Here is a 13,867-nt window from a genome sequence, read left to right as displayed (position 1 = left end):
CTGTCATGCCCCGCCGCCGCTCCGATCACGCCGCCGAGCGCGAGCGTTTCGTCGAAGACTTGCTCGCCATCATGACGGTGGAGGAGAAAGTCGGTCAGCTCGTGTTGCAACGTCCACCCGTTGCAGGGGATTCGAGCCACGATCACCAGATACGCGATCAATTGCGGCGCGGACATCTGGGCGGCTTCGTCGGATGGGGGTTGTCGAGCGAATATGCCGCTTTCCAGCGGATCGCCGTGGAGGAAACCCGTCTGGGTATCCCCCTGTTCATCGCCGATGCCCCCGGACGCGGCGAGACAGCGGTATTGCCATCATCCTTCGCTTTCGCATCGAGCTGGGATTGCGAGCTGGCAGAGCGCTCGGCCCGCTTGATCGCCGGAGAGGCGCAGGCCGCCGGACGGAACTGGCTGTTGGGGCCGGATGTGTCGCTTTGCACGAGTGTTACCGACAGCGATCTGGCGGATTGCTGGGGATCGGTAGAATTGCTCGCCCGTCGGATGGCCGCGGCCTGGGTGCGTGGCTTCCAGTCGGAAGATGTGCGGGAACCGGGGCTGCTCGCCTGTCTTAGGCTGGACGATCCTTCCTGGACTGTCCGGCGCGATACGCGGCGAATGCGTGACAAGCTTCGCCTGATCGCCGGCGTCCTGCGCATCTCCGATCCGGGCAGTGTCGCGCTGGGGGCCATGGCGCATGGCTTTCCCGATCTCGCCGATGGCTCCCGCGAACACTCCCTGTCGATCGGTGAGCCCGGAGGCTATGAGGGGCTGGACCTTGCCGGATGGTCGAAGATCGCTGCGGCAGCCGGTCTCGAAATGGCGTCCGGACCATTCGAGGGGCTGCCTCACGGCGCGATGGTGGCAGCGATCGAAGACGGACGTATCGCGCCGTTCCAGATCGACGACGAGGTACGCAAGGTCATCGGGGCCAAATATGATCTCGGCCTGTTCAGCAGCGAGGGACTGGATCGGCACACCGACCGGGCGATAGAGGCGGAGGAAACCCGCGCGCTGGCACTGGACGCGGCGCGCCATGCCATCGTGTTGCTACGCCACGAGCCCGCTCTCCTGCCGCTGGGGATCGATTCGGGCGATATAGTTGTGGTTGGCCCGGCTGCTACCGATCGCGCGCTGCCGACCGGGTCCTCCGGCAGGGAGGGGGCCAGCCTGACGGACGGGTTCGATGCCTTGGGGATCGCTTATAAATATGTTCCCGGCCTGGCATTGCGCCAGGGTGGTTCCGATCCCGGCCGGTTGGCGCCCGCCGACCGAATGGCGATCGGCCTGGCGAGCGAAGCCGCGCGCAGATCGCAAACGGTGATTGCCGTGCTTGGCGCCATGGCAGAGTTGGGCGAGGCACAACGTAACCTGCTCGAGGGACTGCGCTCCGCCAATCGCAATACCATTCTGGTCACTCTCGGATCGCATCCGCTCGATCCGGACATACTGGGAAGTAAACTGTCATGCGTTCTTCATGCGGGGCAATTGGGCAGCATGTCCGGCCATGCCATCGCCGAAGTGCTGACCGGGGCATTCGCGCCGCGTGGGCGCCTGCCCGTTGCCTTGATCGACAATTCCCGCGAGGGTCTCCCGCTGGGTCATGGGCTGGGCTTTTCCCCGTTTCGCATCGAAGAGCCGAGAATAGAGCTTGGTCACAACCGTATCGTGGTGACCAGTATCCTGCACAATGTCGGCGAACGCGAAGGGATGGAGACGGTCCAACTCTATCTCCGGCGCCCCATCGATCGCGGCGCCGCCGAACGTACCCTGGTGGATTTCCAGCGAATATCTCTGGACGCCGGTAAGAGCTGCAATCTGATGTTCGAACTTGGCGGCAATCAGTTGGGCCACTTCGAGACCAACGGCAAATTCACCGTCGAGCCCGGAGCTTACGAAATCTCGGTGGGGCTCAGCGAACGTCGCGCCTTCTCGGAGCAGATTTCGGTGCCCCGCGCCGTTGTCGAAGCGATGAGCAGGGACCTCGCCTCCGAACCCCTCCCCGCCCTCTTCGGCAAGCTTCGCAGCGTCGGATAGCCAATGATCCGCCATGCTCGGCGCGGTCGCTTGCCATGAAAAGCGGGAGCGGAGGCCGGGCTGGACCGCAGGCGGCGACCTTCGTCTGAAGGCAAGCACGCCCGCCCCGGTTTGCAGCGCGTTTGCGGGGCGCTACAAGGTCGGCATGACACACTCGCCCTGGCATAGCCGTCTCGCCCTTGTTCTCGCGCTTTTGCTGCCGGTTTATTTTGCCGTGGCGGCGCTGGGCACCAAATTCGGCCTGTGGGGCTGGCGCACGGGCCTGATCACCCTGACGATACAGGCGGGACCGGTATTGCTCGGCATTGTCGCCCTGATCGCGCTGGTTTCGCTGATCGTCGTGCTGATCCGCCAACCACGGACCGGCTGGCTGCTGTCCCTGCTCGCGCTGCTGGTCCCGCTGGGTATCTTCGGCACGCTGGCCTATGTTCGCGGGCAGGCCGCCGATATCCCACCGATTCACGACGTCGCGACCGATGTCGATAACCCGCCGGCGTTCTCGCAAGTAACGCTGGATGCGCGAGCGACCAGCGACGCTAATCCGCTCAACGACTATACGACGCCGCTGGGCGAGCTGGAGATGTGGGCGAACAGCGAAGCCCCGCTCGCCAACCAGTCGCACGCGCAAGTGATTGCGCAGGCCTATCCCGACCTCGTGCCGCTGCCCACGGGTTCGGCAAGCACGGAAGACGTTATGGTCGCCGTGGCCGCATCCATGATGGAACTGGGCTTCCACGATGTCACTTCGGATATGGCCAACAGCCGCGTCGAAGGCGTCGCGGAAACCTTCTGGTTCGGGTTCAAGGACGACGTGGTTGCGCGGGTGTCCGACGGTCAGGTCGACTTCCGTTCGGTATCGCGTGTCGGCGTGAGCGACCTTGGTGCGAATGCGGCGCGGATCGCCAAGCTGCGCGAGGCGGTTGCCGCGCGGCTCAATCCCTGAACTGGATCACGGCTAGCGCACTGCGCTGGAACACGGTCAGCAGGCACAGCCCGGCATAGCCATAGGCGATCGGCACGAACCACGCCGGCAACAGAGCAAACGCGGTGAATACGGCGATGGTCTCGCCCCCTTCGGCCAGCCCGGTCGAATAGAAGAAACTCTTCTTCCCATGCGCTGTGGTCTCCGCGCCGCGCTCGGCAGCGATTACAGCAAAGGCGAGGAAGCTCACGCCCGTTAGAACGAAGCTAGCCACCAGCACCAGCGCCGCCTGCGTGTTCGCCGGGTCGAACAAGCCGAAGGCCAGCGGGATCGAGACGTAGAAAGCGAAGTCGGCGACGATGTCGAAGTAACCGCCCAGCGCCGTCGGCCCGTGGACGCGGGCGACGGCGCCATCGAGACCGTCGAAAAGGCGATTAACGAGGATGAGTGCGAGGCCGAGCGCAAACTGCCCGAAAGCGATCGCCGCCGCGCCGCCCAGCCCCAGCGCAAGTCCTGCGAATGTCAGAGTGTTCGCAGTTACGCCCCAGCCCGCCAGTATCCGGCCGAGCCGGTTGAGCGGCGGATCGATCAGCGGGCGCAATCTGGCATCGAACATCGCCTCCTCCTTCCTCTTTTCAGCCCCAGGTGATGAGCCCGATCCACGCGCCGGTCATCGCCGTGGCCATATTGCCCGCGATCCAACTGCGTATGCCGAGCCCGGCCACCTCGCCGCGCCGTTCCGGACATAGCGTGCCGATCGTCGAGACGAGCAGCCCAATGCTTGCAAGATTGGCCACGCCGCACAGCGCATAGGTCACGATCAGCAAACTGCGCGGCGCGAAGGTCCCATCGGGTAGTGCCGCAAGTTCGAGATAGGCGACATATTCGTTGAGGATCGCCTTGGTGCCCATCAGACTGCCCGCCGCCTGCGCCTCGCCCCAGGGCACCCCGATCAGCCACATCAGCGGCGCGAAAGCCCAGCCGAACAGGCGTTTCAGCGTCAGCGGGTCGCCATCGACCAGCGGCAGCAGCGCAAGCACCTGATCGGTCAGCGAAACCAGCGCGAAGACCACGATGATGACCGCAATGACCGCGAGGAACAGCTGCATGCCGTCCATCGTTCCCTTGATGATCGCATCGATGCTCGATTCGTATCGCAGCCCCGGCTCATTGCGCGCCGGCTCTTCGCTATCGGCGTCGTCCGCTTCCCCCGGCACCATCAGCTTCGCCACCAGCAAGGCCGCCGGCAGCGATATGAGCGAAGCGGAGATCATGTGTCCCACCGCGTCGGGCACGGTCCGCGACAGCGTCGTCGCGTAGAGAATCAGGATCGCACCGCTGATCGTGGCCATGGCAAGGACCATGACCTGGAACAGGTCGGCCCGGCTCATCCTGGCGAAATAGGCCCGCACCACCAGCGGGCTTTCTACCACGCCGAGGAACAGGTTCGACCCGCCCGACAGGCCGACGACACCGCTCACCTTGAGCGTGCGGCGCAGGAGATAGGACAGGCCATCGACCAGCCAGCGCAGCACGCCCCAATGCCACAGCAGCGCGGCAAGCGCGGAAAACACGATCACCAAAGGGAGGATCTGGAAGGCGATAACGACCGGCGCCTCGGCGCCTTCGCTGAGTTCGAACGGCAGCGGCGCGCCGCCGAGATACCCGAACATGTAGGACGAGCCATCCAGCGTGGCGCGTTCGATTGCCGCGACCGCATCGTTCGCCAAGGTCACGGCATCCCAGACGATCGGCACCCGCACGATCAGGAGCGCGAGGAAAACCTGCAGCGCAAGCGCGCCTGCGATCCAGCCCAGGGACGGACGCCCGGCACGGTTCTCAGACAATCCCCACGCGAGCAATACCAGCAAGGCAATGCCAGCAAGCCCGCGAAACTGGTCGAATACCTCCACGGGCTCCCCTCGCCGATCAGTCCTTGCGCTTCAACAGGCTGTCCAGCGCCAGCGTGTCATGTTCGCGAAAAGCGATCAGCGCAAGCGCCGCGCCAGCCACGGTGATCGAAGGGAAGAACAGCAGGTTGGCATCTTCGGGATTGGCGAAGAGATAGCGCCCGAACGGGTCGAGGAAGTGGCGCCAGATCGGAAAGGCACCGCCGACGAGAATGATCGCCGAGCCAATCAGCGAGTAGCGGCGCAAGAGGCCCAGCACGACCAGCACACCGATGACGACTTCAACGGTCGCGAAGGCGAGCTGGAAGGAATTGGCCGCACCGACACCGCCGTAATATTTTTCGGCCAGCTTGGTGCCCATGCCATCGCCCAGCAGCCGGACGCTGCCCCACAGGACGAGCAGCATACCGGTGCCAACACGCATGATGAGAAGGGAAATCCTGGAAAGCATGGGTTGTCTCCGTTGACCCGCGCGCGATGCTATCCGCGGCGCCAGGCGTGGTATTTCTCGACGAGGTTGAGCAAGCCTTCCGGCTTGTGCTTCTTCTTCCACTCGCCGGCGGCGAATTTGTTGGCTTCGGCCATGGTCGGATAGGAATGGATCGTGCCGAGGATCTTGCCCAGGCCGAGCTTGTGCTTCATCGCCAGCACATATTCGGCCAGCAGCTCACCGGCATGCGCCCCGACGATGGTCGCGCCGAGGATCGTGTCCTTGCCGGGAGGGGTGAGCACTTTGACGAAGCCCTTGGTCTCGCTTTCGGCAATCGCCCGGTCGAGATCGTCGAGATCGAAGCGGGTGACTTCGTAATCGATCCCCTGCTCTTTCGCCTCGCTCTCGTTGATGCCGACGCGCGCCACTTCGGGGTCAAGGAAGGTCACGGCGGGGATCACACGGTAATCCGCCTTGAAGCGCTTGAACTGTCCGAACAGCGCATTGACGCTGGCGAACCAGGCCTGGTGGCTGGCCACATGGGTGAGCTGAAACGGCCCTGCGACATCGCCAGCGGCGTAGATGTTCGGAAACTTCGTTGCGAGGAAATCGTCGGTGACGATGGTCCTGTCGGTGTCGATGCCGATATCCTCGAGGCCATAGCCCTTGAGCCGCGCGGCACGGCCGACAGCGACGATCAGCGTATCGAAGGGTATCGTGATGTCCGCGCCCTTGTGATCGGCGACAAGCTCGCCTTTACCGATGCGGGCCGCGCGGTGGCCGGTGAGTACCCGAACGCCCGATGCTTCCAGGGATGCCTTCGCAAGTGCCGAGACCTCGGTGTCTTCCCGGATGAGAACGCGATCTTCCATCTCGATCTGTGTTACCTGCGAACCCAGCCGGGCAAGCGCCTGTGAAAGTTCGCATCCGATAGGGCCGCTGCCGAGCACGACGACGCGCGCAGGTGGCTCATCCATCTGCGCAAAGGCATCCCACATGGTATCGCTGGTCAGAAAGCCGCTACCTTCCAGGCCATCGATCGGGGGTATGACGGGATCGGCGCCTGCGGCAATTACGATCGCCCGGGTCGTCAGGCGCTGCACGCCGCCATCCTTGCACGTTATCTCGACCCTCCACGGATCGACGATCTTCGCGTAACCCTCCACCACATCGACACCGAGGCCCTCATAGCGCTCGACGCTGTCGTTCGGCTCGATTGCCCTGATCGCGCCCATGACGCGTTCGATCGTCCGGTTGAAGGGGACCTTGGGTTCCGTCGGTTCCAGCCCGTAGCGGTCGGCACGGCGCATCTGCTCGGCGACCTTTGCGCTCTTGATCAGCGCCTTGGACGGAACACAGCCGGTATTGAGGCAATCGCCGCCCATTTTGTCAGCCTCGACCAGCGTGACCTTGGCCTTCACCGTGGCCGCGATCAGCGCGGAAACGAGCCCCGCCGATCCGGCGCCGATAACAACCAGATTGCGATCGAATCTCTTGGGTTTGTCAAAGCCCGCATAGACCTTGCGCCGCTTGATCCAGGCGATGATCGCCTTGGCGAACCACGGCGCGATGCCGAGCAGCGCGAAAGAGATCAGGACAGCGGGCGAGGCAATTCCGGCCGGACTATCGATCCGCGCGAGCTGGGTGCCCGCATTCACATAGACGATCGTGCCGAGCAGCATGCCGACCTGGCTGACCCAGGCATAGGTCCACGCCCGGATCCGCGTAAGACCCATCACCAAATTCACTACGAAAAAGGGGAACAGCGGGATCATGCGAATGGTGAAGAGGTAGAAGGCCCCATCCCGCTCGAGTCCCTGATTTACGGCTTTCAACCGCTCGCCGAAGCGCGCCTCGATTGTGTCGCGCAGCACATAGCGCGAGGCGAGGAAGGCCAGCGTGGCGCCCAGCGTCGAGGCGAAGGAGACCACGATTGTCCCGACCAACACGCCGAACATCGCGCCTGCCGCCAGCGTCATCACTGCCGCGCCCGGAAGCGAGGCCGCCGTAACCGCAACATAGACCAGGAAGAACAAGGCGATCACCTGCGCCGGATTGCGCGCGTAGTAACCGCCGACGTCATCCGCGACCTGCTTGACGCCCTCGACTGTCAAATAGTCGCCGAGACCGAAGGCGAAATAGGCCGCGATCAGCGCCGCAAGAATCAGAATGATGAGGAGTTTCTTCATGGATTCCTTCTGTCGATCGCCTGTTCGTGCGCCGCTACCTGCCGGTTACACTCTCCCGCTCAGCTTGGCGAAAGATGCGATCCAGCGCGTGTCTATCCAGCGCTTGAGCCATCCCGCCCAGCGGCCATGGGCGGCGAATATGCCGTAGCTGGCTATCGCTTTTCCGTCAGCGGTGGAGACAAGGTAGAGACTGGCAGGCCGGGGCCTGTAACTGCGCATCGCACCGCCGCCGCCCAGCAATCGGCGCAGATTGGAGGCGAGCACGGGGCCGCTATGCACCGCATGGACCCCCGAACGGGGCACCATTCTGTCCTGTCGCATGGCGATGTCGCCCGCTGCCAGAATATGCGGGTGGGACACAGATCGCTGATGGCGATCGACGGCGATGAAGCCGCCCCGGCTCACGGCAAGCCCGCCCCTGCCGGGCCATGCCGGGGCAGCCCCGCCGAGCGATGCAATGAGAAAGTCGACCGGTTCGAGCGTGCGCATCCCGGCAACAAGGCACCCCGCCTCCAAGCGCGCATCCTGTTCGACGAGGGCAATGTCATCGTGCCGCAGCGCGCGCTCGGCCAGCGCCTTCGCGCGGCGGGAAAAGCCATCGAGCAGGCCCGCTTCGCCTGTGACGAGAGTCACGCGCGTGCCACGATCCTCGAAGCGGCGACGCACGGCGAAGGCCAGCTCCACGCCTCCGGCACCGCCCCCGATCACTGCAATATGGTTGCGCTCCGAACCCGCTCCTTCGCACTTTTCGGACAGGCGCGAGATGAAACTTGCAATCGGCCGAACGTCGAGCAGGCGCGGGTCTTCGCCCAGCACTTCCCGCGCCCGCGCAACGGCGCCGATATCGATCGAGCAATAGTCGAATGCGATGCGGCTACCTTTCTCCGTTTCGATCGAGCGATGCGAAGGGTCGATCGCCGTGCATCGGTCGAGCACCAGCTCCGCTCCGGCCCGCTTCGCCAACGCGGCGAGGTCGATGGTTCCCTCGTCGATCGCATATTCGCCCGCAACGGTTCCCGGGATCATGCCCGAATAGCGTGCATGGCGGTGCGGAGTGACCAGAATGGTCCTGCCGCGCGGGCTGCCATGCTTTACCCAGTCAGCCAGCACACCGAGATGCGCATGCCCGCCCCCGACGAGCAGCAGAACTGGTCCGGTCTTCCGCATCGACACCGGACGTGTCCGGCAGCCAAAGAGATGTCAATCGCGTTGAGACACTGGCCGGTGCAACCCCGAGGCACCGAAACTAAGCCAATTGAAGGCTTGCGCGCTTGCGAGCCTCGTCGGCGATCACCTGCGCGACTTCGGCGTACAGATCGGCATAGGCCGCGCTGGGGCGCCAGGCTGCGGCGAGGCTGCGATACTCCGCCCAGCCGTCCGGTTCGGCAATGCGCACCATATCCAGCCCACCCGCATCCGAGCGAATGTAGAGTTCGGGAAGGATCGCCAGCCCGACACCGGAACCGACCATCTGTTGCAAGGCATCGAGACTCGTGCCCTCGTAATCCGACAGCACCGAGGCTCCCAATTTGTCGCAAATGTCCATGAGCTGGCGATGATAGTGATGCCGGTGATCGAGCGTGAGAAAGGTCCGACCGCGGAAGTCTTCGTGCACGAGCGAGGTCTTGGCATGCAGCGGGTCGTCGGGTGGCGCGACGATCCGCAGCGGTTCGCGGAACAGTGGTTCGACCTGCAGCCCGCGTCCGGCGATCGGCAGGGGGGACAGTATCATGTCGAGTTCGCCCGCCTCGAGCGCGGCGTGCTGCGCGGTCGGAATACCTTCGCGCATGAACAGGCGTAGGTCGGGATAGCGTTCGTGTAGAATCTTGATGACGGCAGGCAAGAGATAAGGCCCGATCGTCGGACTGACGCCGAAGCGGATCGAACCGGCGGGCTTTGCGGCGACGTGATCCGCGGCATCGCGAAAATCGCGGGCGGCGGCGATCACACTACGCGCCCCGGCGACCAGATCGCGCCCGGCGGGTGTCAGTTGCATGCCTTTGGGGACCCGTTCGAACAGGCGCAGGCCCAGCCTATCCTCGAGCGCACGCAATTGCTGGCTCAAGGCGGGCTGGGTGAGGCCAAGGCCCCGCGCAGCTTCACCCATATTACCGGTTTCTGCCAATCTGACGAAGATTTCGAACTGTCTGAGCGTAGGCACGCACCCCCATTAGCATATCTTATTGGCTAAGGAATGGGATTTGAATTAGATTATCACACCGCTTTCACGCATATCCCTGTCCAAGACAATGGAGAGCAGCATGACTCGCAAGTCACCCGATGAAAAGATCATGATACCTTACCTGCGCAAGCTCACGCGTGAGCATCGCCAGCTGAACCGCCTGATCGATACCACGAAATCGGCGATTGCGCGCGACGAGCTGAAGGCGCTGAAGCGACTGCGTCTGCGCCTCAAGGACAAGATCGTCGCTCTCCAGCGGCATTACTACGGGCGCGGCCTTACAGGCTGACCCATGGGGCGACGGTCGGAACCCCCATCCCCATCCTCCCCCCTCCGGTCGTCGCCCCATTAACCCATGACCCAGCCAACCCCCACCGAGCGTCTCCGCGCCTTCATCTCCAGCGAAAGCGCAGGCGGCATCATGCTGATCGTGGCCGCCACGATCGCGCTGGCCATCGCCAATTCGTCTCTCCTCTCCCAGTATCAGGGTTTTCTCGCCACTCCGGTGAATTTCACCGCCGGTGATCTGGTTACGATCGACAAGCCCTTGGTGCTGTGGATCAACGACGGCCTGATGGCTCTGTTCTTCTTCCTGATCGGGCTCGAAGTTAAACGCGAAATCGTCACCGGGCAGCTACGCAATTGGAAGCAGGCCTCGTTGCCCGTGTATGCCGCGATTGGCGGCATGGCGGTCCCGGCTCTGGTTTTCGTCGCCATCAATGCCGGATCGCCCGAAAACATCCGTGGATGGGCCATCCCGGCCGCGACCGATATCGCCTTCGCCCTGGGCCTGCTCGCCCTACTTGGCAGCCGTGTGCCGGTAGCTCTCAAGGCATTGCTGCTCGCCATCGCGATCATCGACGATATCGGTGCGATCGCCATTATCGCCCTGTTCTACACAGAGAACATGAACCTTTCCGCACTGGCGCTCGCGCTCGTTCCGGCGGCCGGAATGCTGCTGCTCAACCGCTTCGGCGTTGCGCGAACCATCCCCTATTTCCTGCTCGGCGCCTTCCTGTGGATCTGCGTTCTCAAGTCCGGCGTCCACGCGACGCTGGCGGGCGTGGTAACGGCGATGTTCGTCCCCATCGCGACCGGCGAGGAACGCCCGCTCGAGCGGCTGGAACATGCACTCCACCCCTGGGTCGCATTCCTGGTGCTGCCGATCTTCGCATTCGCCAATGCAGGCGTATCCTTTGCCGGGGCCGGGCTCGAAGCGCTCCTCGCGCCGCTCTCGCTCGGCATTGCCGCAGGTCTCGTCGTGGGCAAGCAGATCGGTATCTTCGGTGCCTGCTGGATCGCGGCCAAGACCGGAATGGCTACATTGCCGCCGGAAGTGACCTGGAGGCATGTCTATGGCCTGTCATGCCTGGCCGGTATCGGCTTCACCATGAGCCTGTTCATCGGCGGTCTCGCTTTCGTCGATTCGACTCAGGTCGATGCCGTGAAAATGGGTGTATTGTCCGGATCGCTGGTTTCGGCGCTGATCGGCATGACCGTACTGGCCGGCACGCCTCGGGCCGGTCGCATCATCGGCAAAGACGCCCTCCATGCTTGATCTCTTCATGGCCGACTGGCTCGGCACGCCGGTCTGGTTCTGGACGGCTTTCCTCGGCATCGTCATCGCCCTGACAGCGTTCGATCTGGGCATCCTGCACAAGGAAGATCGCGAACTAGGCATCGGCGAGAGCCTCAAGCTTTCGGCCTTCTATATCGGGGTGGCGCTGCTTTTCGGCGTGTGGGTCTGGTTCGAGCGTGGTGATACGGCTGGCATGCAGTATTTCACGGGTTTCTTCATCGAAAAGGCTTTGTCGATCGACAATGTCTTCGTGATCAGCCTGATCTTCACCTACTTCGCGATTCCCGCAAAATACCAATATCGCGCGCTGCTGTGGGGCATCCTGGCGGTGATCGTGCTGCGCGGCTTGATGATCGCGGGCGGCGCCGCCTTGCTGGCCGAAGCCTATTGGGTGCTCTATATATTCGCTGCTTTCCTCATCTTCACCGGCATCAAGATGTTCTTCGCCGGGGATCAGCCCATGGACGTGGGCAACAATCCGGTAGTCCGCTGGATCAGCCGCCACATGCGCGTGACGCCCGAACTTCATGGGCAGAAATTTCTGGTGAGGGTGCGCGACGAAAAAACGGGACGCATGGTTCGCGCCGCAACCCCGCTGCTGCTGGCATTGGTGGTGATCAATCTGGCTGATCTGGTCTTCGCGGTCGACAGCGTTCCCGCAATCTTCGCGATCACGACCGATACCTTCATCGTCTATACCTCGAATATTTTCGCGATCCTCGGCTTGCGGGCGCTCTACTTCGCGCTCGCCGCGATGGTTCACCGCTTCCACTACCTGAAATACGCGTTGGCAGCCGTGCTGGTGTTCATCGGCAGCAAAATCTTCGTCGCCGACTTCCTCCTCGGCGGAGAGAAGTTCCCCGCCTGGGTCAGCCTCGGTGTGACCGCCGCCCTGATCGCTGCCGGTGTGCTCTATTCGCTATGGAAGACACGCGGCGGCGAGGAAGAGGACTGGCCGAAGGAAGGCGAAGGTCTGGCGCCGCTCAAAGACAGGTGACCGCCAGACTGTTCAGGCCGCCGCCGGTGAGATGATCGACCGGCGGCTGCCCCGCGCTAGAAAGAGTATTTGGTCGACACCTGGATTTTCTGAAGATTGCCCGAAAGCCCGTTTTCGAGCGAGCGCTCCGCATACATATATTCGATGCCGATATCGACCGGACGCACAGGGGAGAAGATCAGGTTCGCGAGCACGTTCCAGCTCTCGTCGGTCACCGTTCCGCCGGTCAGCAAGACGGGATTGTCGGCCTTGAAATAGGAACCGGCAATCGTCGAACGCCACTTGTCCGACCATACATGCCGATAGGCGGCAAACCCCGAATAGGTGAAGATCGGGTCGAGATCGCCATCGAGGTCCAATGCGGCGTCGTTGACGATATTCAGCCCGATATACCGCCCGAGCCCATCGCCGACGGTGCCCATGAAGCGCAGGTCGTCCTTGTCGCCAAGCTTGACCTTGCCCGACAGGCTGACCCCATAGCCCAGAGCGCTGTCGGTGCCGGTGCCGAAATCATCGTCGGTAATCCGCAGATTGCGGACGATCCCGGCAGCGCTGAACGAGCCCCAGTCACGCGCGAGATTATAGCGGAGCACGAAATCGGGGAGCGTATCGTCGCCCGCCAGCACGCGCGCACCCCCTGGCGCGGTCACAGTGGTTTCGGCCTGCTCCGCTGCGATCATGAGGCCGCCCCTGGTGTATCGGATCATCGGTTGGCGCTCGAACACCGTGCCCGGCGTGGTTCCGACGAAATCCAGGCTCTCGGGCAGCGCGCCGACGTTCTGGAAGGTCGACCAGGTCTGGCCGAAAAGCCAGTTGTCGTAGGTTATGAACGCCTGTCGCAGGCGCGGCTGGTAGCTGTTCGACACGCGCTCGTCGCCACCCGGTGTAACCATGAAATCGAGTTCGATCTGCGAATTGAGTTCGTGCCCGTTGCCAACATCGGTGGCGGTCTTGAAGATCAGGCGCGATTGCCGCGCGCTGAAATCGCTATCCCATCCCGACGCAGGGCCGCCCACCGGAATAGCCCCGGGAATGAGGAAATCGCGCACGATACTGCCCGTGCCGACCTGCCCGCCACTGGTGCGCTGCGAGATCGCATCGAGCTTGACATAGCCCGCATAGGCGATGGTGGTGTTCCCGACGCGAAAGCCCTTGTCTTCCTGTTTCTTCGGCTCGTCGATCTGCGCGGCAAGCTGCACCTGGCGTTCCTGCAAGGCGCGCGTTTCGGCGAGTGCCTGTTCGGTCGCGGCGAGCGTTTCGGCCTGGCGGGCATCCATTCGCCCTTGTTCGGCATCCATCCGTTCGAGCAGGCTTGCGACCAGCGCCTCCAGCCGGTCGAGGCGCTCCTCGATCCCTGCATCCTGAGCCGCCGCCGGCGTTGCTGTAAGACACGTCGCGGCAAGCAGTGCCGCACGGGTGTGTTTTCCGATATCCTTCAGTGCCATATCCCAACCTCCCTCGCTTCTATTTTGTCGCGAGTATGCGGTGCCCGGCACTGGCCGGGAATGGGCAGATGGTCGTAAGACCTTCGTCTGAAAGCGCGCATGGGGGCGGAGTGCTATTGAACAGGATGAAGGGAGATCATCGATGCTCGATTCCGTCCAGCGCCTAGAAACCAACCATGAAAC

General features: G+C 63.2%; 12 protein-coding genes. 5 read left to right on the top strand and 7 right to left on the bottom strand.

Features of this window, described 5'->3' with window-relative positions; translation table 11 throughout:
• The first annotated feature begins 5 nt into the window (after positions 1-5).
• Together DVR09_RS04695 and DVR09_RS04690 are read left to right on the top strand one after the other, a co-directional pair.
• On the top strand, positions 6-2,030 hold the full coding sequence (locus DVR09_RS04695; protein WP_115415915.1) for a glycoside hydrolase family 3 C-terminal domain-containing protein: 2,025 nt from the start codon (positions 6-8) through the stop codon (positions 2,028-2,030).
• A 13-nt stretch (positions 2,031-2,043) separates the two neighbouring features.
• The gene (locus tag DVR09_RS04690; protein WP_234041557.1) at positions 2,044-2,973 is read left to right on the top strand and encodes a DUF1499 domain-containing protein; all 930 of its coding nucleotides are present in this window, start codon (positions 2,044-2,046) and stop codon (positions 2,971-2,973) included.
• Here the strand turns inward: DVR09_RS04690 and DVR09_RS04685 are convergent.
• The 6 genes from DVR09_RS04685 to DVR09_RS04660 all read right to left on the bottom strand — a co-directional run bounded on the left by DVR09_RS04685 (position 2,963) and on the right by DVR09_RS04660 (position 9,642).
• Positions 2,963-3,568, bottom strand: a complete 606-nt coding sequence (locus DVR09_RS04685) for a CDP-alcohol phosphatidyltransferase family protein (RefSeq protein ID WP_115415914.1) — start codon at positions 3,566-3,568, stop codon at positions 2,963-2,965. The two genes, DVR09_RS04690 and DVR09_RS04685, sit on opposite strands and share 11 nt — an antisense overlap.
• 19 nt (positions 3,569-3,587) lie before the next feature.
• On the bottom strand, positions 3,588-4,865 hold the full coding sequence (locus DVR09_RS04680; protein WP_115415913.1) for a NupC/NupG family nucleoside CNT transporter: 1,278 nt from the start codon (positions 4,863-4,865) through the stop codon (positions 3,588-3,590).
• Between the two features lie 16 nt (positions 4,866-4,881).
• Entirely contained in the window at positions 4,882-5,313 is a 432-nt protein-coding gene (locus DVR09_RS04675) for a hypothetical protein (RefSeq protein ID WP_115415912.1), read from the bottom strand.
• A gap of 29 nt (positions 5,314-5,342) precedes the next feature.
• Positions 5,343-7,481 (bottom strand): dihydrolipoyl dehydrogenase family protein, encoded by a 2,139-nt coding sequence (locus DVR09_RS04670; protein WP_115415911.1) that lies wholly within the window; start codon positions 7,479-7,481, stop codon positions 5,343-5,345.
• 45 nt (positions 7,482-7,526) lie between these two features.
• Positions 7,527-8,648, bottom strand: coding sequence for an FAD-dependent oxidoreductase (locus tag DVR09_RS04665; RefSeq protein ID WP_115415910.1), 1,122 nt, complete (start codon positions 8,646-8,648; stop codon positions 7,527-7,529).
• 79 nt (positions 8,649-8,727) lie between these two features.
• A complete protein-coding gene (locus DVR09_RS04660; RefSeq protein WP_115415909.1) occupies positions 8,728-9,642 on the bottom strand; it encodes a hydrogen peroxide-inducible genes activator in 915 nt (304 codons plus the stop codon).
• Positions 9,643-9,742: 100 nt separating this feature from the next.
• Here DVR09_RS04660 and DVR09_RS04655 point away from each other — a divergent pair, with 100 nt between their 5' ends.
• From DVR09_RS04655 to DVR09_RS04645, 3 genes are all read left to right on the top strand, one after another.
• Positions 9,743-9,952: an HP1242/YdcH family protein gene (locus tag DVR09_RS04655; protein WP_162814846.1), complete on the top strand. Its 210-nt coding sequence runs from the start codon at positions 9,743-9,745 to the stop codon at positions 9,950-9,952.
• 66 nt (positions 9,953-10,018) lie between these two features.
• Positions 10,019-11,221, top strand: coding sequence for a Na+/H+ antiporter NhaA (gene nhaA / locus DVR09_RS04650; RefSeq protein ID WP_115415907.1), 1,203 nt, complete (start codon positions 10,019-10,021; stop codon positions 11,219-11,221).
• Positions 11,214-12,239: a TerC family protein gene (locus tag DVR09_RS04645; protein ID WP_115415906.1), complete on the top strand. Its 1,026-nt coding sequence runs from the start codon at positions 11,214-11,216 to the stop codon at positions 12,237-12,239. The genes nhaA and DVR09_RS04645 overlap by 8 nt, the downstream gene beginning before the upstream one ends.
• Before the next feature lie 56 nt (positions 12,240-12,295).
• Here DVR09_RS04645 and DVR09_RS04640 read toward each other — a convergent pair whose 3' ends face one another.
• On the bottom strand, positions 12,296-13,684 hold the full coding sequence (locus tag DVR09_RS04640) for a DcaP family trimeric outer membrane transporter (RefSeq protein WP_234041556.1): 1,389 nt from the start codon (positions 13,682-13,684) through the stop codon (positions 12,296-12,298).
• Positions 13,685-13,867: the final 183 nt, after the last annotated feature.

Source organism: Erythrobacter aureus (assembly GCF_003355455.1).
GTDB lineage: Bacteria > Pseudomonadota > Alphaproteobacteria > Sphingomonadales > Sphingomonadaceae > Qipengyuania > Qipengyuania aurea.
Note: the sequence above shows the minus strand (reverse complement) of the source record. Positions and strands in the feature narration are given on the sequence as shown.